Origin of the sequence: Massilia sp. METH4, from assembly GCF_037094685.1 — a bacterium.
Classification (GTDB): domain Bacteria; phylum Pseudomonadota; class Gammaproteobacteria; order Burkholderiales; family Burkholderiaceae_D; genus Rugamonas.
Window position 1 is genome coordinate 4,017,466 of record NZ_CP146614.1, and the last position, 23,735, is coordinate 4,041,200.

The following is a 23,735-nucleotide window of genomic DNA, read 5'->3' on the forward strand; positions in this document are numbered from 1 at the left end:
ATTGCCGTTAGAATGACCAGAATGCTACTAACCTGGAAGGCAAGATGGAAACCGCAATGCACTGGTCGGCCCACGAGCTGACGATGACCGTCCTGATGACGCCGGACATGGCCAATTTCTCCGGCAACGTCCACGGCGGCACGATCCTGAAATTCCTCGACAGCGTGGCCTATGCCTGCGCCAGCCGCTATTCGGGCAGCTATGTCGTTACGCTGTCGGTGGACCAGGTGATGTTCCTGCAGCCGATCCACGTGGGCGAGCTGGTCACCTTCCTGGCGTCGGTGAACTACACGGGCAACACGTCGATGGAAGTGGGCATTCGCGTGGTGACGGAAAACATCCAGCAGCGGCTGGTGCGGCACGCCAACAGCTGCTACTTCACGATGGTGGCGGTGGACAAGGACCGCAAACCCGTTGCCGTGCCGCCGCTGGTGCCGGAAACGCCGGAGCAGATCGCCCGCTTCGAGCAGGCTAAGGCGCGCAAGGCCGCGCGGCTGGCGCTGCACGGGGCCAAGAACAAGGCGAAGGGGCAGTAGCGCAACACCGGTGACAGGCACCGCCTCCGGGAAGTGTTTCAAAAAAGGCGGTGCCTGTCACCGGTTCTCGGGAAATGTTCCAAAAAGGGCGGTGCCGGTCACCGGTGTTGCAGGTTACTTGTACGGCGCGCCCCGCCGCGCATACGACGGCGGCGTGACGGCGCGCCGCCGCTGCGGGTACACGAGGGCGCGCACGGCGACCTCGAAGGGCACCTGCAGCGAGGCGAGGAATTCGGCGGACTTGCGGATGCCCACCTCGGGCAGGGCGGTAACGGCCTGGTCGACGATCTCGCGCATCCTGCGGTTGGTGCGCGCATGGGCCGGTTTCAGCATGTGCTGCTTCTTGACTCTTGCGTTCATGGTGGTGACCCCCGTTCTGGTTAGCATTTTTTATTATTATGCCTGCAACAGTGCCAGGTTTGCTACCGGTGTCAGCCGGTGACCACGGTCGATCATCCTTTCGAAGTCCTCGGCCGGCAACGGCCGGCTGAACAGATAGCCCTGCATCTCGTGGCAGCCCTGCGCGCGCAGGAAGTCCAGCTGGGCGGGCGATTCAACGCCTTCCGCGATCACCCGCAGCTTCAGGTTGCGCGCCAGCGCGATGATGGAGACGACGATGGCCGCCTCGTCGGCATCGCTGGCGATGTCGGCCACGAACGAGCGGTCGATCTTCAGCACGTCGATGGGGAAGCGGCGCAGGTAGGAGAAACTCGAGTAGCCGGTGCCGAAATCGTCGATCGACAGCGCCACGCCCAGCGCCTTCAGCTGGTGCAGCAGGTCCACGGCCTGCGTCACGTCGTCCACGAACAGGCTTTCGGTCAGTTCCAGGTCCAGGCAGGCCGGCGGCAGGCCCGTGTCGGCCAGCACTTGCGCGATCGAGTCCACCAGGTCGGGCTGGCCGAACTGGCGCGCCGACAGGTTGACGGCCACGCGCAGCGGCGCCTCGCCGCGCAGCGCCAGCGCCCCGTTCCACGCACGGGCCTGGGCGCAGGCCGTGCGCAGCACCCAGGCGCCGATCGGCACGATGAGGCCCGTTTCCTCGGCCAGGCCGATGAAGCGCTGCGGCGGCACCATGCCCAGTTCCGGGTGCTGCCAGCGCAGCAGCGCCTCCATGCCCACGATGTGCCCGCCCGCCAGGTCGACCTGGGGCTGGTAGTGCAGCACGAATTCGCCCCGCTCCAGCGCGTTGCGCAGCGCGCCTTCGATGCGCAGCCTTTCCTCGGCCTCGTTGTTCATGGCGTCGTGGTAGAACTGCCAGCGGTTGCGGCCCAGCTTCTTGGCCGCGTACATCGCGATATCGGCATGCTCGATCAGGTGCTCGGCCGGGGTGCCGTCGCCCGCGTACACGGCCACGCCGATGCTGCAGGTGACACCGAATTCCTTGCCCACCAGCGTGATCGGCTGCGCCAGCGCGGCCATGATGCGGTCGACCACGTCGGCCTTGAGGTTCTCGTCGGCATGCTCGGCCAGGATCGCGACGAATTCGTCGCCGGACAGGCGCGCCACCGTATCGGTCTCGCGCACGGAGGCGCGCAGGCGGGCGGCGATCGTCACCAGCAGCTGGTCGCCGGCCTTGTGGCCCAGCGTGTCGTTGACGAACTTGAAGCGGTCCAGGTCGATCAGCAGTACCCACATCGTCCGGCCGCCGCGATTGGCGTATGCGATCGCCTGCGCCAGCCGGTCCTGCAGCAGGATGCGGTTCGGCAGGCCCGTCAGCGCGTCGTGGTGGGCGATATGGCTGATATGCCGTTCCGTCAGCTTGCGCTCGGTGATCTCGCTGCCGGTGCCGCGGTAGCCGCGGAATTCGCCCTGGTCGTCGTACACGGGTTCGCCATTGGACTGGAACCAGCGTGTCACGCCGTCGTCGCCCGTGATCTCGTGTTCCAGGTTGGTGAAGGGCAGGCGGGCCAACAGGCGTTCGTGGTGCTCGCGGCCCGTCTTCGTTTCGAGGAATGCGGGATTGATCTGCCAGCGCGTGCGGCCGATATAGGCCTTGCGCTGCACCTGCGCCTTGTCGAAGAACGCGTCGGTGATATGCGTGAAGCTGAAGTTCGCATCCTGCTCCCAGTACCAGTCGGAAGACAGGGCCAGCAGCCGCCGGAAGCGGTGCTCGCTTTCCTGCAGCGCGCGCTCGGTGCGCTTGCGCGCGGCCACGTCCTCGTTCAGCCGCGCATTGCTGCGTTGCAGGTCGGCGGTGCGTTCGTCCACCAGCCACTGCACCCGGCGCGAGCGCTGTTCCAGCACGTGCACGAACGTGGCGGCCAGCACGGAGAACAGCAGCCCGCCCACCAGGGCGATCAGCGAGCCGGCGTGATTGTCCAGGAACGGGCGCGGCGCCGCCTCCACGCGCACCTGCCAGGTCTGCCCCAGCAGGTCGAAGCGCCGGGTCATGGCGTGCGGATGGCGCGGATCGAGCCACTCGGCCAGCCGGCGCGGCACCCACGCCGGCAGCGCGGCCTGCGCCGGCGCCTCCGTGCCGGCCGTGTAGACTAGGTCGTTCCCTTCGCCGGCATACACGCGCAGCAGCAACTGCGGGTCGTCCAGCAGGCCGCCGTATTGCAGGATCGTGTGCACCAGGTTCGGCGCGCGGATCAATGCCGCCGTCTGGCCGATCCAGGCGGCGCGGCGCTCCTGCGGCGTGTCGACCGGCATGCCGGCCCGGTACAGCGGCATCAGCAGCACGAAGCTGTCGCGCCGGTCGGGCTGGATGACGGCAACGAGCGGCGTGGCCGCGGGCTTGCCGGTGCGGAGCATGCGCTCCACCGTCGGCGCGGTGGCTTCCAGCGGCGCCACGTCGAGGCCGAGGGTGCCGTGGTGGGCATGCAGCGGCGCATAGAACTCCGTGACCAGGTAGCGCTCGCGCGGCGCCGCGGGCACGCTGCCGCCGCGGCGCAGCTCGGTGACGGAGAAGCCTGGGCCCATGCGGCGCTCGAAGGCCAGGCGCTCGGCGTGGTTCATCAGGTGCTGGTGCGCGAACGACACCATGAAAGGATAGCGGTGCAGCAGCGGCCGGGTGAAATCGCTGAACTGTGCCTGCGTCACGTCCGGAACGGTGCGGAACAGCTGGTTGGTGACGGTGAGCACCTCGACGGCATCGTCGAGCCCGCGGCGGATGGCGGCCACGCGCAGGTTGGCGCGCTGCTGGAAGCCTTCCGCCAGTTTCGCGTATTCGAGCGCGCCCACGGCGAGGAACAGGGCGCCCGTCACGCTCAGGCCGGCCGCCAGCGTGACGACCGCCGCGAACGATACCGGGGTGAACCTGCGTGCCATGGGTCTCCTGTCTGTCAACAAAATAGCGGGCGAACGGGCCCGGCCGCTAGTGTGTCACAAAAGCGCGGAGTTGCCGACCGGAATTTATATTTTGGGAATTATTTGTTGCCTTATTGCAGCGCTATCGCGATCAGGTGACACCACGCTGCCGCAGCCGGCCCACCACCCAGTGCGCCAGCAGCCAGTTGAACGGCGCCAGGCCCGGCCACAGGGCGCCGCACAGGCCCACGCGCTGGACCAGCCTTTGCGCGCGGGTGGGGCCGCCGCCGCCGGTGCGTGCCGGCCGCAGGGCGAACAGGATGCGGTTATTGCCGGCAATGCCGCGGAACTGGCAGACATTGCCGTCGAACGCGTGGTGCAGCCGCCGATCCATTGCACCGTAGTTCGGGTCGTAGCTGAAAATGTTCGCTACCAGCAGGCCGTCCGGTCTCAATGCGCGCCGGCAATCGGCGTAGAAACTCGCGGTGCCCAGCGTGGGCGGCAGGCCGGAGGCGTCGAAGCCGTCGACCAGCAACACGTCGGCGCTGCCCGCCAGCCGCCGCATGTGGCTGGCCGCGTCCGCATGGATGACGCGGAAGCGTTCGCTGTCCGGCGGCACGGCGAAGCGCTCGCGCAGGGCGATCACGTCGGCGGAAAGTTCCAGCACCGTGATGCGCGCCTCGGGCAGGTAGCGGTGGCAGAACTTGGCCAGCGAGCCGCCGCCCAGGCCAACCATCACGATGTGCGCCGGGGCCGGCTTGAACAGCACGAAGCACATCATGGCCCGCGCATAGGCCAGTACCAGCCGGTACGGGTCGGCGAGATCCATCTGGCTCTGCACCTCGCCGGGCACGAATTCCAGCGTCAGTCGGCCCTTGCGGCGGCTGACGAAGGGCGGCTCGGCAACCGGCGGTGCGGCCCCGGGCACGGGGGCCGGCAGCTGGAGCGGCGGTGGGTCGAGCGGCGCGGGCATAAGTAGGGGCAGTTTGGTGTGATTGGCGCTTTCTGCTAAGCTCTCGGGCTCGCCGAAAGTGTACCCCGGCGGCGCGTTTACACGAAAACGTTTTATGGGTACATTGCCGTCACAGGCAGGGCCAGCCGGCCCGCCACGGAGAAAATTGATGTTCCTTGACCACCCGACCATTACCGCGACCAACAGCTTCACGGAGCCGGACCGCATCGAGCGGCTGAACCGGGTCTATGGCTATGCGGCCGCGTTGGCCGATGCGGCGGGCAAGCAGCATTTCATCGAGAAGTTCAGCCAGCTGCACGACCACAAGGGCACGCTGATCGTCTTCTGGCACGAAGCGCCCACCGAGGAGGAAAAGGAAATCTTCGCCAGGGCGTGGGCATCCAAGGTGGGCGACGGCACCACGAACGTCGAGCACGAGATCTGACGTGGACGTCCGGACGCTGGTTCTCACCCTGGCGCTCGGCAACCTGGCGCTCTGCGCGGCGCTGTTCTTCCATGAAACCGACAACCGCCAGCGCGGTGGCCTGGCCACGTTCGCGCTGGCCAGCCAGTTCCAGGCGGTCGCCTGGCTGCTGCTGTATTTCCGCGGCGCGATTCCCGACCTGGTGACCGGCCCGATCGCCAACGTGGCGCTGTTCGCCGGCGTGGCCATCGAAGCCGGCGCGCTATGGGAGCGGGCCGGCCGTACCGGCTGGCGGCGAGTCGTGCTGCCCATCCTCGGCCTGGCGGTTGCCGCCTGGCTGGCCTGCTACGTGCTGGAGATCGACGCGGGTGTGCGCGTGGCGGCCGGCTCCGGCATCGTCGGCGCGTTCTACATCGCCGGCGCGGCCGCGCTGGCGGTCGGCTGGCGCAGGGCCACGATGTTGCAGCGCTTCCTGGCCGTGGCGCTGGCGGTGCTGGGCCTGGCGATCGGCGGGCGCGGCCTGCTGGCGCTGGCGTGGCCGCAGGGCTGGTACGGCGTGGGGCCGGCCCAGCTGCAGGGCGTGGGTTACGTGGCCTTCTACCTCGCCATGCTGGTCGGCGCCGCCGGCTACCTGCTGCTGGCGCGCGAAACGTTGCAGGGCGAACTGGCGCGCCTGGAACTGGTCGATGCGCTGACGGAGGTGCCGAACCGCCGCGGCTTCCAGGCGGCACTGGCGCCGTGGCTGGCGCTGGCGCGCCGCCCCGGCCTGCCGACCGCGCTGCTGATCCTGGACCTGGACGGTTTCAGGCGCGTGAACGATCACTACGGCCACGGCGTGGGCGACAAGGTACTGAAGGCGCTGGTGGACGCCTGCCGCCGCCAGCTGCGCGACAGCGACCTGATGGGCCGCCTGGGCGGCACCGAGTTCGCGATCCAGCTGCCGCGCACGGCGCTGGCCGACGCCGTGCGGGTGGCCGAGCGCATCCGCGAGTCGATCGAGGCCCATCCCGTGAAAGTCGAGCGCGCCGTGATCTCGCTGACGGCCAGCCTGGGCGTGACGACCATCCGCGCCGACGATACCAGCGTGAGCCTGTTCAAGCGGGCCGACGAAGCGTTGCAGGCCGCCAAGCTGCGCGGCCGCAACCTCGTGGTGGCCGCGCCGCCGCCGGTGGAGGAAGAGGGCGCCGGCACCGCCGCCTGAACAGCGCGCTCTTCCCGTGTGTTCCTCGCGTTGTTCCCATTATGTACGGGGTCCTGTCATCAAGCCGTCACTTGGGCGGTCCAATATGATAGGATTTTCAATATAAACGATATAAATGGAATTCCCGATGTATGCAGCGGTCGATCTCGGCTCGAACAGTTTCCGCCTGTCCATAGGCAAACATGATGGCGACACGATCCGCGTGCTCAAGAGCATGCGGGAACCGATCCGGCTCGCCGCCGGGCTCGATGCCGCCGGCAACCTCACCGAAGCGGCCCAGCAGCGCGCCATCGCCTGCCTGCAGAACTTCGCGATCACGCTGTCGACCTACCAGCTCGACGCGGTGCGCGTGGTCGCCACCTCGACGATGCGCCAGGCACAGAACATCGCCACCTTCCTGCCACAGTGCGAGGCCGCCATCGGCTGCCCCATCGAGATCATTTCGGGCGAGGAAGAGGGGCGGCTGATCTACATGGGCGTGGCCAGCGCGCTGGCCCAGCCGAACGAGCGGCGCCTGGTGGTCGACATCGGCGGCGGCTCCACCGAGCTCATCCTGGGTCGCGGGCTCGACATCGAGCGCGTGGAATCGTTCAGCGTGGGCAGCGTGAAGCAGAGCCTGTCGTTCTTCATCAACGGCTATGTCGACGGCCCCTCGTACGAGGCGGCCATCCTGTCGGCGCGCAGCCATTTCGAGGATGGCGCGCCGCCCTACATGCCGCAGTACTGGAAGCGGGCCTACGGCTCTTCCGGCACGATTCGCGCGATTGCCGAGGTGATCGAGAAGAACGGCCTGGGCAAGGGCATCACGCCGGACAGCCTGGATGCGCTGAAGAAACGCTTCATCGCCCTCGGCCATGTGAACCGCATCGACCTGCCGGGCCTGCGCCCGGACCGCGCCTCGACGGTGGTCGGCGGCCTGGCGATCCTGATCGGCGTGCTGCACGAGCTCGATATCGACGAGCTGACGCCGATCGAGGCCGGCCTGCGCATGGGCGTGATGTGGGACCTGTACCAGCGCGAGATGCGGCGCGACCGGCGCGAGCAGTCGGTGCGCGATTTCGCGCGCAAGTTCCACGTCGAGGAAACGCGCGCCACCCGCGTGGCGGACGACGCGCTGGCGCTGCTCGACCAGCTGAAGACGGCCAGCGACGCCACGCCCCGGCTGCTGTACTGGAGCGCGCTGCTGCACGAAGTGGGGCAGGCGATCTCGCAGACGGGCCACCACAAGCACGCCGCCTACATGATCGAGAATGCCGACCTGCCGGGCTTCACCACGCGCGAGCAGCGCACCATGAGCCGCCTGCTGATGGCGCAGAAGGGCAACCTGCGCAAGGTCGAGGAATTCCTGGCCGACCCCGACTTCGCCCGCGCCGTCGTGGCGCTGCGGTTGGCCATCGTGTTCATGCACGCGCGCATCACCGTCGCCGAGGCGCAGCCGAAGCTGCGCATGAAGAACCGCATCGAGCTGGAGCTGCCGCGCGCCCTCGTCAGCGGGCATCCCACGCTGTCGTACTGGATCGAGAAGGAACAGGAGCACTGGGACGAGGTGGGCGTGGACCTGGGCTTGCGGACGGGGTCGTGACCATCCCCAGGCATCGGCTCCGGCCCATGCCGGCGGGAGTGTCTCGCCGTCGCGTGCCGCCCCATACTGCGTTCGACAGCTCCACGCTACCGGATTGCATCCCTTAAGGAAGCGCTGATTTATTCATGGCGGCGATCTTGGCCCTGAGAAAACGCGCCCAGCTGCGGCACAAATGGCCCGCCATACCTCGGTATGACGGACCATTTGCGTCTTGCTGGATACGTTTTTCAGGACCAATCTCATCCACCAGCAATAAATCAGCGCTTCCTTAAGTCTCTCCTCATTTTGCCTTAACAAAATATTTCTGGCGATCCTGTTAACGTTGGAGCTGTCGAAACGCACGCATGGCGCGTGCCTTCGCTGGTCAACTTCAACGTATCGGGTCAATCATGAAAGCAAAAATCGTTCTGCTGGCAGCCGCCCTGGCCGCCGGCATGGCAAGCGTGCACGCCGCCGACAAGGCACCGGCGCACTGGGAATACAAGGGCAAGGCGGGCACGTCGCACTGGGGCGACCTGGAGCCGGACTTCGCCGCCTGCAAGCAGGGCAAGGCGCAGTCGCCGATCGATATCCGCGGCGCGAAAACGGGCGCGCCGGCGCCGATCGGTTTCGAGTACACGGCCACCCATGCCGACATCGTCAACAACGGCCACACCGTGCAGGTGAACCTGCCCGAGGGTGGCCTGGTGCACCTGGCCAGCGGCGACTACAAGCTCGTGCAGATGCACTTCCACACGCCGAGCGAGGAAAAGATCAACGGCAAGCGCTACCCGCTGGTGGCGCACCTGGTGCACAAGAACGCCGACGGCGAACTGGCGGTCGTGGCCGTGCTGTTCAAGCAGGGCAAGGAAAACACCGCGCTGAAATCCGTGTTCGCCGACCTGCCGGCGCACGCGGGTGACCACCACCCCGTGACGGGCGAGCTCGACCTGCAAGCCCTGATCCCGGCCGAACACAGCTATTACGCCTACATGGGTTCGTTGACGACGCCGCCGTGCAGCGAGGGCGTGCACTGGCAGGTGATGAAGGAACCGGTCGATATCTCGAAAGCCCAGCTGGCCGCCTTCCGCAAGCTGTATCACATGAATGCGCGGCCGGTGCAGCCGCTCAATGGCCGCGTGGTGGAAGTGGCCGGTTGATATCGGCTTTGCTGGACGGCAAGCGAGGATTGGCGTCCTCATCCATCAAGGAAGCCATCGCACGAACCAAGACCAGCCGCCGCGCCGGACCAGCGCATCATGGAAGCGATCTACGAATCGGCGCGCACGGGCAGGGCCGTGAAGCTGTCGCCGCCGGGCCGCACGCGGGCGCCCGAGCCCAAGATGGAGGGGTGACTTCCTGCCCCGCGGTCTGGTTGCAAAATATTGACAAAGAGAATGTACCCCTGCCTTGTGGTTTTGCTTACACTATAGCCTTGTGAGCACGGAGGCAGGGATGGTGGCTGGGAGCGCTGGACGGGTGAAGGGGATGGCGGCGGCGCTGGCGGCATGTGCCGGGCTCGCTGCCGTGTCCGCGCACGCCATGCAGGCGGCCGCCGCACCGAAGATCACGCTGTGCTACGAACGGGCCGACGTGCTGCCGTGGCGCACCGAGGACGGCCGCGGGCTGAACTTCGAGCTGCTCAAGCTGGTGGGCCAGCGCGAGAATATCCGCTTCGATTTCCAGAGCATGCCGTGGAAGCGCTGCCTGGCACAACTGAAGGCCAATGCCGTCGACGGCGCGTTCGCCGTGAGCTTCAAGAGCGACCGCCGCGAGATCGGCGAATACCCGGGCGGGGCCGCGCCCGACGTCTCCAAGCGCATGCACGTTGACCGCTACGTCCTGCTGCGCCGCAAGGGCAGCAACGTGGACTGGGATGGCAAGACGCTGTCTAACGTGGACGGCGCCGTGGGCGCGCAGCTGGGCTATTCGGTCACGGACGTGCTGCGCAGCCTGAACGTGACCGTGGACGAAGGCAGCCAGCGCTCCGACGAACTGGTGCGCAAGCTGCTGGCCGGGCGCCTCGCCGCGGCGGCCGTGGGCGGCAGCGATGCGCGCACGCTGCTGGCGGGGCCGTTCGGGCCGCAGATCGAGGCGCTGCCGCGGCCGCTCATCGAAAAGCCGTACTTCCTGCTGCTGTCGCACCAGCTGGTGGAACGCCAGCCGGAGCTGGCGCGGCGCATCTGGAATGCCGTCGAAGCGGTGCGCAACGGCGAGCAATACAGGAAGCTCGAGAAATCCGAAGTACCGGCCGCCGCCGGCAAGGGCAAGCAACCTTGATGTCACGGGCATTGAGCGCGTTGCGCAACCTGCGGGACACCTGGCGCCGCGACATCGTGTTGCGGCTGGCGGTGTCCATCTTCCTGGCCGTCGTGCTGTCCACCGCGGCCTACACCACGTACGCCGTGCGCACGCTGCACGCGGAAGCCGAGCTGCAATTGCGCGAGCGTTCCGAGCGGCTGGTGACCGTGCTGTCGCAGGCGCTGGCGCGGCCGCTGTTCGACATCAATGGCGCCGCGATCACCAGCGTGGTCGACGCCATGCGCGCCACGCCCGAGGTGCTGATGCTGCGCGTGCTGGCCCCGAACGGCACCGAGCTGGCCAGCTTCGCCGCCTCGAAGCCGGATGCGCGTGGCGCGATCACGGTGCACCGCGACATCCACTTCCAGGACGGCGCGCGCAATTACCTGGTGGGCGCGGTCGACCTCACGTACTCCCGGCGTGCCACCGACGTGGCCCTGCGCCAGCAACTGGTGCAGGCGCTGACCGTGAACCTGCTGCTGGCGCTGACGATCGTCGGCTCCGTGTTCCTCGTGGCGCGCAAGACGGTGCGGCCGTTCGGCGACATCCAGAACGCGCTGGAAAAGCTCGCCCAGGGCAAGACCGACATCCAGCTCTCCGGCATCGGCCGGGCCGACCAGGTCGGCCGGCTGTCGATCGCCGTGCGCAGCTTCCGCGACACGCTCACGCGGCTGCGCTACGCCGAAACCGAGCTGCGCACGCTGAACGGCGACCTGGAACAGAAGGTGGACGCGCGCACGCAGGACTTGAAGCGCACGATCGCGGTGGCGCGCGACAGCGAACGCAAGCTGCGTGCGATCGTGGACACGGCGCTCGACGCCGTCGTCAACATGGACCGCAACGGCCGCGTGGTGGGCTGGAACCGGCAGGCCGAGGTCATCTTCGGCTACACGCGCGACGAGGCGCTGGGCCAGCAGCTGGACACGCTGATCATTCCGCCACGCTACCGCGCCGACCACCGCAAGGGCATGGCCCGCTACGTGGCCGGCGACAGCCCGGGTGAAGTGCTGGACCGCCGCATCGAGGTCGAGGCGCTGCGCGCCGACGGCAGCGAATTCCCCATCGAACTGTCGATCACCCGCATCGACCTGGATGCCGGCGAATTCGAGTTCTGCGGCTTCATCCGCGACATCAGCGAGCGCCGGGAGCGCGAGCAGAAGCTGGTGGCGGCCAATGTGCGGGCCGAGGCGGCCAATATCGCCAAGTCGGAATTCCTCGCCAACATGAGCCACGAGATCCGCACGCCGATGAGTGCGATCATCGGCATGGCCTACCTGGCGCTGCGCACCGACCTCAATACCAAGCAGCACGACTACGTGAGCAAGATCCACCGCGCCGCGCTGTCCCTGCTGGGCATCATCAACGACATCCTCGACTTTTCCAAGATCGAGGCGGGCCGGCTCGAAGTCGAACAGGTCCCGTTCTTCCTGGACGAGGTGCTGGCCCATGTGGCCAGCGTGACCAGCCAGCGCGCGGCCGAGAAGCAGCTCGAATACCTGTTCAACGTGCCGCCGGCGATCCCGCGCCATCTGGTGGGCGACCCGCTGCGGCTGGGGCAGGTGCTGATCAATCTCGTCAACAACGCCGTCAAGTTCACGCCGGCCGGCGAGCTGGAACTGTCCTGTACGCAGCTGCCGGCCGCGGCACAGGACCGCGTTGCCCTGCGCTTCTCGGTGCGCGACACCGGCATCGGCATGCCGGAAGAACAGATGGGCAAGCTGTTCCGTGCCTTCAACCAGGCCGACGGCTCCACGTCGCGCCAGTTCGGGGGCACCGGCCTGGGCCTGTCGATCTCGCAGCAGCTGGTGCGGCTGATGGGTGGCACGATCACGGTGAAGAGCGAGCAGGGCAAAGGGTCGGTGTTTTCGTTCGACCTGGAATTCGGCCTCTCCGGCCAGCCGGAACGCCCGCCGGTCGTGCCCGCGGCGCTGAACGATGCGCGCGTGCTGCTGGTGGACGACAGCCCGGTGGCGCTGGAGGTTCTGGGCGAGGCGGCGCGCGCGCTGCCGCTGCGGGTGCACACGGCATCGTCGGGTGCCGAGGCGCTGGCCAACGTGCTGGAGGCCGACGCGGCCGACGACCCGTATGCGCTGGTGCTGACGGACTGGCAGATGCCGGGCATGGACGGGATCGAACTGGCCCGCCGCGTGGCCGCCGCGCCGCTGGCGCGCCAGCCGGGCATGGTGTTGCTCACCGCCTTCGGCCGCGAGGAAGTGCAGCGCGAGGCGGAGGAGGCGGGCTTCGTGGGCTACCTGTTCAAGCCCATCGGTCAATCGATGCTCGTCGATACGCTGGTTTCCCTGTTTGCGCCGCCGCGCCGCCGCGGCCAGCCCGACGACGGCGGCAAGCTCGACGTGACGGGCCGCGTGCTGCTGGTCGAGGACAATCCCGTGAACCAGCAGATCGCCGCCGAACTGATGGGCATTCAGGGCATCGCCGTGGAATTCGCCGGCAACGGCCGCGAAGCGCTGGACCGGCTGGCCCAGGTAGGGCCGGGCTACTACGACGTGGTGCTGATGGACCTGGAAATGCCCACGCTGGACGGCCATGCCACCACGCTGGAACTGCGCCGCGACCGCCGATTCGACGGCTTGCCGGTGATCGCCATGACGGCCCACGCACTGGCCGACGTGCGCGAACGCTGCCTGGCCGAAGGCATGCAGGATTACCTGACCAAGCCGATCGACCCCGACCTGCTGTATGCCACGCTGGCGCGCTGGCTGGGCCGCGCCATGCCGCCGGTGGCGCCGCGCCCGCCGCGCGCGCCCGGCCAGGAAGAGCTGCCGCTGCTGCCGGGGATCGACACGGTGCGCGGCCTGCGCCACGTGGCCGGCAACGAAACGCTGTACCTGCAATTGCTGGACCGCTTCCGCAATTCCCAGCGCGACGCCGCGACCGACCTGGCCACCGACCTGCTGCACTGCGACCGCGACAGCGCGCGCCAGCGTGCCCACACCTTGCGGGGCGTGGCCGGCAATGTCGGCGCCAACGCGGTGGAGGCGACGGCGCGCGCCATCGAGGAAATACTGGACCGGCACGAAGTGCCGGCCGCCACCCTGGTCGACGAATTGACGGACGTGCTGCGCACCGCCGTCACCGGACTCGATGCCCACTTCGGCAGCGCGGATGGCATGCCGGCAAACGCCGCCGGCGAGGCGGCGCCCGTGGTGCCCGAGGATGCGCTGGCGCGGCTGCGCGAACTGCTGTCTGCCTACAGCGGCGACAGCAACGATTATTTTGCCGGGGCGCGCCCGGCGCTGGCGGCCGTGCTGCCGCCGGCGGCGCTGGAGCGCGTGGCCGCGCACATCGCCAGTTATGAATTCGACGCGGCCCGGCAGGTGCTCGACGCCGCCCAGGAGGCAACATGAATCCCGCCCGCCCCACCGTGCTGATCGTGGACGACACGCCCGACAACATCATGCTGCTGGCCACGCTGCTGAAGGAGAAGTACCGGACGAAGGTCGCCACCAACGGCGCCACGGCCTTGCAGATCCTGGCAGGCGGCGACGTGGACCTGGTGCTGCTGGACGTGATGATGCCGGACATGGATGGCCTGGAAGTGTGTCGCCGCATCGTGCGCGAGCCCCGCACGGCGGACGTGCCGGTGATCTTCACCACGGCGAAGAACCAGCCGGAAGACGAAGCGCGCGGGCTGGAGGCAGGCGCCGTCGACTACATCACCCGCCCGGTCAGCCCGCCGATCCTGTTCGCCCGCATCGCCACCCACCTGGCGCTGCGCGCCGCGCGCCGCGAACTGGCGCGCCGCAACGCCGAACTCGAAGCCTTGCTGGCGAAACGTGACGGCAATGCTGCCACGAAATTTGAGATACCTTAAGAAAATGTAAGGGTTGGTGCTCTTTCGCGAGAAATGGTATATATTATTTATATAGTTCAACTTTTCCAGGAGCATCCATGAACGCCAAGACCGACGTGATCAAGACTTCCGCCGACACCGCCACCAAACCCGCCTCGTCCACCACCGCGCCCGTCGCCGAGAAAAGTGCCGAACAGCGCGCCGCGAAAGTGGATGGCAAGGTGGAAGCCGCGCCGGCAGCCAAGCCTGCCCGCAAGACGGCGGCGGCAAAGGCGGTGACAGCCCCCACAGCCCCGGCCGCACAGCCGGCCAAGCCGGTGAAGGCAAAGGCCGCGAAGGCGCAGGGCGCGGAGGAGCCTGCGGCGCAACCTGGCGCGAAGGCAGTCGCGGAACCCGCCGCGAAGGCCCCGAAGCAGGTGAAGGCCAAGCCGGCCAAGGCCGAGGCGAAAGTCGAAGCCAAGCCGGTAGCGAAGCCGGCGGCGAAGGCCGAAGCCAAGCCGGAAGCGAAGGCGCCGGCCAAGCCCGCCAAGGCGAAGGCGAAAGCCGAACCGGCCAAGGCCGAGCCGAAAGCGGCAGAGCCGAAAGCGGCAGAGGCGAAAGCGGCCAAGCCCGCCAAGGCGGTGAAGGCCAAGCCGGTCGTGAAGACCGAGCCGAAGCCCGCCGAGAAGGCCGCCCAGCGCAAGGAACGCCTGGTGCGCGACAGCTTCACCATGCCGGAAGCGGAATACGCGGTGCTCGGCGAAGTGAAGAAGGCATGCCTGAAGGCCGGCTTCGAGATCAAGAAGAGCGAGCTGCTGCGCATCGGCGTCGCGCTGATCAGCCAGATCGACATGGCCACGCTGAAGAGCGTGCTGGCTTCGCTGCCGCAGCTGAAGACGGGCCGCCCGAAGAAGGACTGATGCTTCCCTGGCCGGCGCGCCACGTGCAATAGCGGTCTGCAAGTGACGCGCCGGCGCCACGGTCACGGAACCGACATGGACCTGTCATGGTCTTGAAGTAATCCGCCGCTACGCTTGCTTCGTCTCCACCTGAACGGAAGGACGAAGCATGCAGCAGACGACCATCGCGGCCGCCTCCCGCGCCCCGCGCCCCCGCCTTGTAACGAGCATCGCCAGCACGCCCGAAGAGTTGCGCGAGGCGCAGCGCCTGCGCTACCGCGTCTTCATCGAAGGCATGGGCTTGAGCGCGCTGGTTCGCCCCGACGGCCTCGATTGCGACGAGTTCGACGAACACTGCGACCACCTGCTGGTGCGCGACGCGCTCACGCTGCAAGTCGTGGGCACCTACCGCGTGCTGCCGCCGGCCGGCGCCCGCCGCCTGGGCCGCTTCTACTCCGAAGGCGAGTTCGATGTGGGCCGCCTGAACCCTCTGCGCGGGCGCATCGTGGAAGCGGGCCGCGCCTGCATCCATCCCGACTACCGCGGCGGCAGCGTGATCATGCTGCTGTGGGCCGCGCTGGCGGACTACATGCACCGCCAGGGCTGCGACTACCTGGCCGGCTGCGCCAGCATCAGCCTGGCCGACGGCGGTCACAACGCCGTCGCCGTGTTCCGCGAACTGCGCGAAACGCGGCTGTCGCCACCCGAATACCGCGTCACGCCGCACCTGCCGTTCCCGTACTCGAAGATCGAGCCCGCCGCCGCGCCCATCGTGCCCGCGCTGCTGAAAGGCTATATGCGCTCCGGCGCCTGGATCTGCGGCGAGCCGGCCTGGGACCCCGACTTCGACAGCGCCGACCTGTTCGTGCTGATGCCGCTGGCGAACCTCGATGCGCGGTATGCGCGGCATTACGGGGTGGAGGAGATGGCGATCGCGGCCTGAAGCAGCCGCTGGCAGCCGATCCGCAGGGGGCTGTCCCCTGTTCCTGAGGCAGCCGCTGACGGTAGGTCCGCAGGGGTCTGTCCCCGGTAAGCGTTGACAGCCGCACTTGCACGCGGCGGGGCGAGGGGACTGACCCCGGTGTTTGCCTGCAGGATGGCGGCGCCCGCCAAAACCCTGGGTCAGTCCCTGCTCCTGACGCAGCCGTTGGCGGCGGATCCGCAGGGGTCTGTCCCCGGTAAGCGTTGACAGCCGCGCTTGCACGCGGCGGGGCGAGGGGACTGACCCCGGTGTTTGCCTGCGCGATGGCGGCGCCCGCCAAGAAACCGGGGTCAGTCCCCTTGTGACGCTAGCGGCGAGCGCCACCGCCAACACTTACCGGGGACAGACCCCTTCGGGCCGCAGGCCAGCGCAGCCATCACCGCCCCATATCCCGCGACATCGGTACATGCGCCGCGGACCCGCCAGCCGCACCCAGCCCCGTATCCGCATGATGCCGCTTGTGCGGCGCCCCCGAGATCCGCAGCGCCAGCCCGCGCAGGATCACGTAGAACAGCGGCGTGAGGAACAGCCCGAAGAACGTCACCCCCAGCATGCCGGCGAACACGGCGACACCCATCGCATGCCGCATCTCGGCGCCGGCGCCGCTGGAGAACACGAGGGGCAGCACGCCCATGATGAAGGCGATGGACGTCATCAGGATCGGCCGCAGCCGCAGCCGGCACGCCTCCAGCGCCGCCTGCACGACGCTGCGCCCGTGGTCTTCCAGCTCGCGGGCGAATTCCACGATCAGGATCGCGTTCTTCGACGCCAGGCCCACCAGCACGAACAGGGCGATCTGCGTGAACACGTTGTTGTCGCCGCCGGTCAGCTTCACGCCCACGAGGGCGCACAGGATCGACATGGGAACGATGAGGATCACGGCCAGCGGCAGCGTCCAGCTTTCGTACTGCGCGGCCAGCACGAGGAACACCAGCAGCACGCACAAGGGGAACACGAACACCATCGTGTTCCCGGCCAGGATTTCCTGGTACGTGAGGTCCGTCCATTCGAACGTGATCCCCTTCGGCAGCACCTCGCGCGCCAGCGCCGTCATCGCTTCCTGGGCCTGGCCGGACGACACGCCCGGCGCCGGGCCGCCGCTGATGTCCGCCGCGAGGTAGGCGTTGTAGCGGTTCACCATGTCCGGCCCGTAGGTATCGCTGATGCGCATCAGCGAGGAGAGGGGGATCATCTCTCCCTTGTCGTTGCGCACCTTCAACTGCGCGATCTGCTCGCGCTGCGAACGGAACGGCGCGTCCGCCTGCACCACCACCTGGTAGGTGCGGCCGAACTGGTTGAAGTCGTTTACGTACAGCGAACCCAGGTTGATCTGCAGGGTCTGGTAGATCGTTTGCAGGGGCACGCCCAGCTGCTTGGCACGGGTTCGGTCGACGTCGGCGAACAATTGCGGCACATTGATCTGGTAGCTGGAGAACACGCCGGCCAGTTGCGGTGTCTGCCACGCCTTCGCCTGCAAGGCCTGCACGGCGCCGTACAGCGCGTCGTAGCCCAGGCTGCCCCGGTCCTCGACCATCATCTTGAAGCCGCCGATCGAACCCAGGCCATTCACGGGCGGCGGCGGGAACACCATGATGAACGCATCCTCGACGGCGCCCATGCGCTTGTTCACTTCGGCGGCAATGCCGTTGCCGGACAGTTCGGGCGTCGTGCGCTCGTGGAACGGCTTCAGGCCGATGAACACGATGCCCGTGTTCGGCGCATTGATGAAGCCATTGATCGACAGGCCGGGAAAGGCCACCGCGTCCATCACGCCCGGAACATCCTTGGCGATGGTCGACATGCGGCGGATCACCGCATCGGTGCGCTCCAGCGACGACGCGTCGGGCAGTTGCGCGAAGCCGACCAGGTATTGCTTGTCCTGCTGCGGCACGAAGCCGGACGGCACCGCGCGAAACACGAACACGGCGGCCACCGTGAGCGCCAGGTAGACGCCGATGCCGAGGCTCTTGCGCACCATCACGCCCTTCACGCCCCGGCCATACGATTCGGACGCGAGATGGAAGAAGCGGTTGAACCAGCCGAAGAAGGGGCCGAGCACCTTGTCCATGGCGCGGGTGAGGCGGTCCTTCGGTGCGTCGTGCGCCTTCAGCAGGGCGGCCGACAGGGCCGGCGCCAGCGTCAGCGAGCACAGCGCCGAGATCACGGTGGAGATCGCGATCGTCAGCGCGAACTGGCGGTAGAACTGGCCCGTGAGGCCGGAAACGAAGGCGATCGGCACGAACACCGCGCACAGCACCAGCGCGATGGCGATGATGGGGCCGGACACTTCCTTCATCGCCTGGATCGTGGCATCGTGCGGCGACAGGCCGGACGCGATATTGCGCTCGACGTTCTCCACCACGACGATGGCATCGTCGACCACGATGCCGATCGCCAGCACGAGGCCGAACAGCGACAGCGTGTTGATCGAAAAGCCGAACAGCAGCATCACGGCAAAGGTGCCCACGATCGACACGGGCACCGCCAGCAGGGGGATGATGGATGCCCGCCAGGTCTGCAGGAACACGATCACCACCAGCACCACCAGGGCCACCGCCTCGAGCAGCGTGTGGATGACGGCGCGGATCGATTCGCGCACGAATTGCGTGGGGTCGTAGACGACCTGCCACTCCACGTCTTCGGGGAAGTCCGCCTGCAGGCGTTTCAGCGTGGCGCGCACGTCCTCCGACAATTGCAGGGCATTGGCGCCGGGCGCCTCGAAGATGCCGATCGCCGCGGCCGATTTATTGTTCAGCAGCGAACGCAGCGCATACGAGTTCGACCCCAGCTCCACGCGCGCCACGTCGCGCAGCAGGGTCACCGCGCCATCCTCGTTGGTGCGCACGATGACGGCGCCGAATTCGTCCACCGTCTTCAGGCGGCCGGTCGCGTTCACCGTCAGCTGGAATTGCGAATCCTTGGTGGGCGATGCGCCCACCACGCCGGCGGCCACCTGCACGTTCTGCTCGCGGATCGCGTTCACCACGTCCGGCGCCGTCATGCCGCGCGCGGCCAGCTTTTGCGGGTCGATCCACACGCGCATGGCGTAGTCGCCGGCGCCGAACAGGATCACCTCGCCCATGCCGGGAATGCGCGACAGCTGGTCCTTCACGTTCAGCACCGCGTAGTTGCGCAGGTAGACGTCGTCGTAACGGCCCTTCGGCGACACGAGGTGGGCCACCATCGTCAGGTTCGGCGACGACTTGGCGGTGGTGACGCCGATCTGCCGTACTTCCTCCGGCAGCCGGGGCAGGGCGCGCTGCACGCGGTTCTGCACCTGGGTCTCGGCCTGTTCGACGTTGGTGCCCACCTGGAAGGTGACGGTCAGCGCCAGCGAGCCGTCGGAGGTGGCCTTCGAATCCATGTACAGCATGCTTTCCACGCCGTTGATCTGCTCTTCCAGCGGCGCGGCCACCGTTTCGGCGATCACCTTCGGGTTCGCGCCGGGATATTGGGCGCGCACCACCACGGAAGGCGGCACGACCTCCGGGTATTCGGACACCGGCAGTTCGACGATCGAAATCAGGCCGGCCACGAAGATCAGGATCGACAGCACGGCCGCGAAGATCGGCTTGTCGACGAAGAAGCGGGGGAAGTTCATGGTCACCCCGCCTTGGGCGTGCTGCCCGCCCGTGCCGGCGCGTCGGGATCGGCATCCATCGGCACCAGCTTGGGCTGCACCGGCGCGCCGGGCCGCACGCGCTGCAAGCCGCCGACCACGATGCGCTCGCCCGGCGCCAGGCCCTGGCGCACCACGCGCAAGCCGTCCGCCGCGGGGCCGAGCACCACTGGCCGGTATTCGGCCTTGCCGCTCTTGCCGACCACGTAGACGAACTTGCGGTCCTGGTCCGTGTTCACTGCGCGGTCGTGGATCAGCAGCGCGCGCGAGGTGCCCCCGTTCTTGCCGCCGTTCTTGCCGCCATCCTTGCCGGCGCTGCCGGCCGCGATCTGCACGCGGGCGAACAGTCCCGGCACCAGGGTGCCGTCCTTGTTGGCGAACGTGGCGCGCATGCGCACGCTGCCGGTGGCCGGGTCGAGCCGGTTGTCCACGAATTCCAGCTTGCCCTCGTGCGGGAAGCCCGTTTCGTTGGCCAGGCCGACCTTCACCGGCACCGGCTCGTCCTGCCGGGCGCGGGCGCGCACGCGCAGGTACGTGTCCTCGTCGCCGTCGAAGCTGGCGTAGATGCGGTCCGTGGACACGACGGAGGTCAGCACCGCGGTCTGGTCCACCAAGTTGCCCACCGTGATTTCGGCCTTGCTTGCGCGGCCGTCGATCGGCGACGTCACGCGCGTGTAGCCCAGGTTCAGGCGGGCTGTCTCGACCTCGGCCTGGGCCGAGCGGGCCGCCGCTTCCAGGTCCTTCTGGGCGGCCACCCGTTCGTCGAATTCCCGGCGCGCGATGGCCCGGTCGCCCAGCAGGCGTTCGGCGCGTTCCAGTTCCACCTTGGCCAGGCCGGCGCGGGCGCGCGCCGAATTGGCGTTGGCCTCGGCCCGCGCGAGTTCGGCCTGGTAGGGGCGCGCGTCGATCGTGAACAGGGGCTGGCCTTTCTTCACCAGGGCGCCGGCCGAAAATTCCACCGCCGTGATATAGCCGGGCACGCGCGGGCGGATCTCCACGCGTTCCACGGCTTCCAGGCGGCCGGAGAATTCCTGCGTCTCCACGATGTCCTTTTCGACGACCGTGGCGGCGGAGACGGGGGCCGGCGGCGGGGCGCCCCCGGCGGGAGTCTGGCTTTCGGCCTGCTTGCAGCCGGCAAGGAAGATTGGGATCAGGAGCGCGGCAAGGCGCAGGGGAAGTCGAAAAGACGGGCGGAATGGCTCGGACATCGCGGTACCCTCCGGAAGCGGCATGGTTGCCATGCACCAGTCTAGTGCGGGCAGGGGAGGTCAACATCTCCCTGAAGCGGGAAGCGCGACACGGCGATCTGTGTCAGGAAAGACTTGCAGCGGGACTGCGGAGAGTTACTGCGGAGAGTTAATGGGGGAGTTACCGAGAGGAGTTACTGAGGGGGAAGGAAAAGGGCGCCGGGATGCGATGCCGGCGCCGGGCATTGCACGCTCAGTGCACGGACGCATTGGACAATTCTTTGAGTTCCCGAATGCTCAATTCCGATTTCTCGTGCATGCGCAACAGGATGGTTGCGCCCACAGCCAGCTTGCGGTGGCGAATCTTGCTGATGATCGGCGGCTGCACCTCGAGCACGCGGCATAGTTCCGCGTCGTTCTTCAGGTTCATCCGCTCGATCAAGGTGTCCAGGAGCTTGTTCGGCACGAAGCTGGAAGGCTCCAATGCCCGCGCCCGGTTCATTGCCTCGATGAGTTCCATTTTCTTTTGCCTCACGCTCATTTGCTCCTCCCTGAAAAAGACATGCGTAAAAAGGCGTCGCTTGATGGAAAAAATATTGATAACCAAGCAAGTTAAGGAAATCATACTACGGCTGAAAAAAAAAGCGCGCGTCTTATACAAAAAATATGACGTGTTAATGACCAATCGACTTGACAGGCGTTGCGTCTTGCAATCCAGCGCGCGTAAGGATGAGCGTACGATCGGCCATGGCCGCGGCTGCCTGGGAGTGGGTGACCATGATCGTGCAGGCGCCGCTGGCCCGTATCTCGGTACGCAACACCTCGAGCACGGCATGCGCCGTGTCGGGGTCGAGGTTGCCGGTGGGCTCGTCGGCGAGCACCAGCGCGGGGCGGTGCACGAGCGCGCGGGCAATCGCCACCCGCTGCATTTCGCCACCGGACAGTTCGTGAGGGTAACTTTGCTCGCGGCCCTTCAAGCCGACGGCGGCAAGCATCTCGGCGGCGCGGCCTTGCGGCATGCCGTTGAGTAACAGGGGCAGCGCCACGTTCTGCAACAGCGTCAGGTGGGGCAGCACGTGGAAGGCCTGGAAGATGAAGCCCATGCGCTGGCGGCGCAGGCGGGTGGCGGCATTGTCGTCCAGCGCGGCCATGGCGATGCCGTCGACGAGGATGGCTGCCTCGGGGCCGGGGTCGGGGTGGTCGAGCCCGGCAATCAGGTTCAGCAGCGTGGACTTGCCGACGCCGGAATCGCCCATGATGGCGACGAATTCGCCGGCCGCGAAGCGGTACGACAGGTTGGACAGCACCGGGCGGCCGCCCGCGTATGTCTTGCTCAGCTTGCGCAGTTCCAGCATCGGCTTCCTTGATGGATTGTCGTGGATTATCGGGTCAGCTTGCGGCGCAGCCAGAAGCTGGCGCCATCGACGAGCGCCACCAGCAGCAGCATGGCCAGGATGACGGTGGCGGCCTTTTGCATCTGGAACAGCGACAGGTGGTACTTCAGCATCTGCCCCAGCCCGCCGGCACCGACCACGCCGAGGATCGCCGCGGCCCGGATATTGTTCTCCCAGCGGTACAGTGTATAGGACAACATCTGTGGCAGCGTCTGCGGCAGGGTGGCGTAGAAGAACGCGGCCATCGGCGTGGCGCCGTTGGTGCGCAGGCTTTGCTCGGGCAGCGGGGTGGCGTTTTCCAGCGCGTCGGCGAACAGCCGGCCGAGCACTCCGGCCGTGTGCGCGCCCAGCGCCAGCGTGCCGGGGAAGGGGCCCAGGCCGGCGGCGATCAGCAGCACGGAGGCCCAGACCAGCTCCGGGATCGAACGCAGCACGTTCAGCACGGCCCGCACGGCCCCGCGCAGCGGGCGGCCGAACCGGCCAGCGGCCGGGATCGCCAGCAGCAGGCCGGCCGCGACGGCCAGCAGCGTGCCCACCGCCGACATGGCCAGCGTTTCGGCCGTGGCGATGGCCGTCTTGCGCAGGAAGCCGGCGCCCATCTCGGGCGGGGCGAAGCCGGCGATGAATTCGGCCACGCTGGCCACCGCGTCGGCCGTGAAAAAGGCCGAGAAGTGTAGCGGCAGGCTGGCGAAGCTGGCGCCGACGAGGGCGAGCAGCGCCAGTGCCAGGAGCGGCCCGGACCAGCGGCGCGGCGGGGGCGAGGGGACTTTATCCTGCATGGTCATCCGAGCCGCTTCCTCAACTGTTTCGACACGAGGTCGGCGCAAGCCACCAGCAGCACGAATACGAGCAGCATCGTCGACACCTCGGCGCCGGCCAGCATCTTCATCGATTCATCCATGCGCTGCCCCAGGCCGCCGGCACCCACGAAGCCCATCACCACGGAACCGCGGATCGCGCATTCCCACCGGTACACGGTGTACGACACGAGTTCCGACGCCGATTCCGGCAGCGCGCCATACAGCAGCGCGCCGAGGCGCGAGCTGCCGTTGGCCAGCAGCGTATCGCTGGCATGCCGCTCCGAGGATTCGAGGATTTCGGCGTACACCTTGCCCAGCATGCCGCAGTAGGTGAGCGCGATCGCCAGCACGCCGGCGGTGGGACCCAGGCCGATGATGCGCACGAACAGCAGCGCCCACACCAGCTCTGGCACGCTGCGCAGCAGCACCAGCAGCCAGCGCACGGCCTGCCGCACCGCCCGCGGCACGAGGGCCATGCGGCCCGTGCCCAGGTGCGAGATAGACAGCCGCTCGGTGACGATCAGCGTGGCGGGAATGGCGCCCACGAGGGCCAGCGTGAGGCCGGCCGTGGCGATGGCAACCGTCTGCCACGTTTCGCGCACCAGCAATTGCAGGAATTCCGGCGAATGCGCGGGAGGCAGGAAATCGGCGAGAAAGCGCAGCGTGGCGTTCACGCTGTCGCCATCGAACAGCAGCGCGGGCTCGAACTCGCTGGCGACCAGCATCGGCCACAGGATCAGCAGTGCGACGATCGTGGCCGTGACGCGGCCGCGCCAGGCCGGGTCGGGATGCCGTTCGGCATAGGATGCGGCGGGAATGTTCTGCATCGGGTCTTGC

Annotated in this window: 19 protein-coding genes; 10 read left to right on the forward strand and 9 right to left on the reverse strand. The window is 67.6% G+C overall.

Annotated features, from left to right (window positions below; genetic code table 11):
* Nucleotides 1-56 precede the first annotated feature (56 nt).
* Nucleotides 57-536, forward strand: coding sequence for an acyl-CoA thioesterase (locus V6Z91_RS17710; protein ID WP_338771912.1), 480 nt, complete (start codon nucleotides 57-59; stop codon nucleotides 534-536).
* Nucleotides 537-650: 114 nt separating this feature from the next.
* Here the strand turns inward: V6Z91_RS17710 and V6Z91_RS17715 are convergent, their stop codons facing one another.
* The 3 genes from V6Z91_RS17715 to V6Z91_RS17725 all read right to left on the reverse strand — a co-directional run bounded on the left by V6Z91_RS17715 (nucleotide 651) and on the right by V6Z91_RS17725 (nucleotide 4,614).
* Nucleotides 651-896 carry a hypothetical protein gene (locus V6Z91_RS17715; RefSeq protein ID WP_338759082.1) on the reverse strand — a complete coding sequence of 82 codons (246 nt, stop codon included), beginning with the start codon at nucleotides 894-896 and terminating at the stop codon, nucleotides 651-653.
* 36 nt (nucleotides 897-932) lie between these two features.
* The gene (locus tag V6Z91_RS17720) at nucleotides 933-3,806 is read right to left on the reverse strand and encodes an EAL domain-containing protein (RefSeq protein ID WP_338759084.1); all 2,874 of its coding nucleotides are present in this window, start codon (nucleotides 3,804-3,806) and stop codon (nucleotides 933-935) included.
* 130 nt (nucleotides 3,807-3,936) lie between these two features.
* Nucleotides 3,937-4,614, reverse strand: a complete 678-nt coding sequence (locus V6Z91_RS17725) for a transferase spermidine synthase (protein WP_338771913.1) — start codon at nucleotides 4,612-4,614, stop codon at nucleotides 3,937-3,939.
* Nucleotides 4,615-4,906: 292 nt separating this feature from the next.
* Here V6Z91_RS17725 and V6Z91_RS17730 point away from each other — a divergent pair, with 292 nt between their 5' ends.
* The 9 genes from V6Z91_RS17730 to V6Z91_RS17770 all read left to right on the forward strand — a co-directional run bounded on the left by V6Z91_RS17730 (nucleotide 4,907) and on the right by V6Z91_RS17770 (nucleotide 15,859).
* Nucleotides 4,907-5,182 carry a hypothetical protein gene (locus tag V6Z91_RS17730; protein WP_338759086.1) on the forward strand — a complete coding sequence of 92 codons (276 nt, stop codon included), beginning with the start codon at nucleotides 4,907-4,909 and terminating at the stop codon, nucleotides 5,180-5,182.
* Nucleotide 5,183: 1 nt separating this feature from the next.
* Nucleotides 5,184-6,362, forward strand: coding sequence for a GGDEF domain-containing protein (locus V6Z91_RS17735; RefSeq protein ID WP_338759088.1), 1,179 nt, complete (start codon nucleotides 5,184-5,186; stop codon nucleotides 6,360-6,362).
* 127 nt (nucleotides 6,363-6,489) lie between these two features.
* Nucleotides 6,490-7,944 carry a Ppx/GppA phosphatase family protein gene (locus V6Z91_RS17740; RefSeq protein ID WP_338771915.1) on the forward strand — a complete coding sequence of 485 codons (1,455 nt, stop codon included), beginning with the start codon at nucleotides 6,490-6,492 and terminating at the stop codon, nucleotides 7,942-7,944.
* 389 nt (nucleotides 7,945-8,333) lie between these two features.
* Nucleotides 8,334-9,083, forward strand: coding sequence for a carbonic anhydrase family protein (locus tag V6Z91_RS17745; RefSeq protein ID WP_338759090.1), 750 nt, complete (start codon nucleotides 8,334-8,336; stop codon nucleotides 9,081-9,083).
* Nucleotides 9,084-9,378: 295 nt separating this feature from the next.
* Nucleotides 9,379-10,203, forward strand: coding sequence for a transporter substrate-binding domain-containing protein (locus V6Z91_RS17750; RefSeq protein ID WP_338759092.1), 825 nt, complete (start codon nucleotides 9,379-9,381; stop codon nucleotides 10,201-10,203).
* Nucleotides 10,203-13,592, forward strand: a complete 3,390-nt coding sequence (locus tag V6Z91_RS17755; protein WP_338759094.1) for a response regulator — start codon at nucleotides 10,203-10,205, stop codon at nucleotides 13,590-13,592. Before V6Z91_RS17750 ends, V6Z91_RS17755 begins: the two co-directional genes overlap by 1 nt.
* Entirely contained in the window at nucleotides 13,589-14,059 is a 471-nt protein-coding gene (locus V6Z91_RS17760) for a response regulator (RefSeq protein ID WP_338759096.1), read from the forward strand. Before V6Z91_RS17755 ends, V6Z91_RS17760 begins: the two co-directional genes overlap by 4 nt.
* Nucleotides 14,060-14,136: 77 nt before the next feature.
* Nucleotides 14,137-14,937, forward strand: coding sequence for a hypothetical protein (locus V6Z91_RS17765; protein WP_338759098.1), 801 nt, complete (start codon nucleotides 14,137-14,139; stop codon nucleotides 14,935-14,937).
* Nucleotides 14,938-15,085: 148 nt separating this feature from the next.
* Nucleotides 15,086-15,859: a GNAT family N-acyltransferase gene (locus V6Z91_RS17770; protein WP_338759099.1), complete on the forward strand. Its 774-nt coding sequence runs from the start codon at nucleotides 15,086-15,088 to the stop codon at nucleotides 15,857-15,859.
* Between the two features lie 415 nt (nucleotides 15,860-16,274).
* On the opposite strand, the gene V6Z91_RS17775 is transcribed toward V6Z91_RS17770, so the two are convergent.
* The 6 genes from V6Z91_RS17775 to V6Z91_RS17800 form a co-directional block, all read right to left on the reverse strand.
* A complete protein-coding gene (locus V6Z91_RS17775) occupies nucleotides 16,275-19,499 on the reverse strand; it encodes a multidrug efflux RND transporter permease subunit (protein ID WP_338759100.1) in 3,225 nt (1,074 codons plus the stop codon).
* A gap of 2 nt (nucleotides 19,500-19,501) precedes the next feature.
* A complete protein-coding gene (locus tag V6Z91_RS17780) occupies nucleotides 19,502-20,725 on the reverse strand; it encodes an efflux RND transporter periplasmic adaptor subunit (protein WP_338759101.1) in 1,224 nt (407 codons plus the stop codon).
* A gap of 232 nt (nucleotides 20,726-20,957) precedes the next feature.
* Nucleotides 20,958-21,245, reverse strand: a complete 288-nt coding sequence (locus tag V6Z91_RS17785) for a hypothetical protein (protein WP_338759103.1) — start codon at nucleotides 21,243-21,245, stop codon at nucleotides 20,958-20,960.
* A gap of 133 nt (nucleotides 21,246-21,378) precedes the next feature.
* Entirely contained in the window at nucleotides 21,379-22,059 is a 681-nt protein-coding gene (locus tag V6Z91_RS17790) for an ABC transporter ATP-binding protein (RefSeq protein ID WP_338759105.1), read from the reverse strand.
* 26 nt (nucleotides 22,060-22,085) lie between these two features.
* On the reverse strand, nucleotides 22,086-22,877 hold the full coding sequence (gene phnE, locus V6Z91_RS17795) for a phosphonate ABC transporter, permease protein PhnE (RefSeq protein WP_338759106.1): 792 nt from the start codon (nucleotides 22,875-22,877) through the stop codon (nucleotides 22,086-22,088).
* Between the two features lie 2 nt (nucleotides 22,878-22,879).
* The gene (locus V6Z91_RS17800; RefSeq protein WP_338759107.1) at nucleotides 22,880-23,725 is read right to left on the reverse strand and encodes an ABC transporter permease; all 846 of its coding nucleotides are present in this window, start codon (nucleotides 23,723-23,725) and stop codon (nucleotides 22,880-22,882) included.
* Nucleotides 23,726-23,735: the final 10 nt, after the last annotated feature.

Excerpts from the sequence above, each read along its gene's own strand:
- V6Z91_RS17715 (WP_338759082.1), bottom strand. The coding sequence starts at position 896 with ATGAACGCAAGAGTCAAGAAGCAGCACATGCTGAAACCGGCCCATGCG.
- V6Z91_RS17785 (WP_338759103.1), bottom strand. The coding sequence starts at position 21,245 with ATGAGCGTGAGGCAAAAGAAAATGGAACTCATCGAGGCAATGAACCGG.
- V6Z91_RS17710 (WP_338771912.1), top strand. The coding sequence starts at position 57 with ATGCACTGGTCGGCCCACGAGCTGACGATGACCGTCCTGATGACGCCG.
- phnE (WP_338759106.1), bottom strand. The coding sequence starts at position 22,877 with ATGCAGGATAAAGTCCCCTCGCCCCCGCCGCGCCGCTGGTCCGGGCCG.
- V6Z91_RS17725 (WP_338771913.1), bottom strand. The coding sequence starts at position 4,614 with ATGGATCTCGCCGACCCGTACCGGCTGGTACTGGCCTATGCGCGGGCC.
- V6Z91_RS17760 (WP_338759096.1), top strand. The coding sequence starts at position 13,589 with ATGAATCCCGCCCGCCCCACCGTGCTGATCGTGGACGACACGCCCGAC.
- V6Z91_RS17790 (WP_338759105.1), bottom strand. The coding sequence starts at position 22,059 with ATGCTGGAACTGCGCAAGCTGAGCAAGACATACGCGGGCGGCCGCCCG.
- V6Z91_RS17740 (WP_338771915.1), top strand. The coding sequence starts at position 6,490 with ATGTATGCAGCGGTCGATCTCGGCTCGAACAGTTTCCGCCTGTCCATA.
- V6Z91_RS17750 (WP_338759092.1), top strand. The coding sequence starts at position 9,379 with ATGGTGGCTGGGAGCGCTGGACGGGTGAAGGGGATGGCGGCGGCGCTG.
- V6Z91_RS17745 (WP_338759090.1), top strand. The coding sequence starts at position 8,334 with ATGAAAGCAAAAATCGTTCTGCTGGCAGCCGCCCTGGCCGCCGGCATG.
- V6Z91_RS17780 (WP_338759101.1), bottom strand. The coding sequence starts at position 20,725 with ATGTCCGAGCCATTCCGCCCGTCTTTTCGACTTCCCCTGCGCCTTGCC.
- V6Z91_RS17755 (WP_338759094.1), top strand. The coding sequence starts at position 10,203 with ATGTCACGGGCATTGAGCGCGTTGCGCAACCTGCGGGACACCTGGCGC.
- V6Z91_RS17765 (WP_338759098.1), top strand. The coding sequence starts at position 14,137 with ATGAACGCCAAGACCGACGTGATCAAGACTTCCGCCGACACCGCCACC.
- V6Z91_RS17800 (WP_338759107.1), bottom strand. The coding sequence starts at position 23,725 with ATGCAGAACATTCCCGCCGCATCCTATGCCGAACGGCATCCCGACCCG.
- V6Z91_RS17770 (WP_338759099.1), top strand. The coding sequence starts at position 15,086 with ATGCAGCAGACGACCATCGCGGCCGCCTCCCGCGCCCCGCGCCCCCGC.
- V6Z91_RS17775 (WP_338759100.1), bottom strand. The coding sequence starts at position 19,499 with ATGAACTTCCCCCGCTTCTTCGTCGACAAGCCGATCTTCGCGGCCGTG.
- V6Z91_RS17720 (WP_338759084.1), bottom strand. The coding sequence starts at position 3,806 with ATGGCACGCAGGTTCACCCCGGTATCGTTCGCGGCGGTCGTCACGCTG.
- V6Z91_RS17730 (WP_338759086.1), top strand. The coding sequence starts at position 4,907 with ATGTTCCTTGACCACCCGACCATTACCGCGACCAACAGCTTCACGGAG.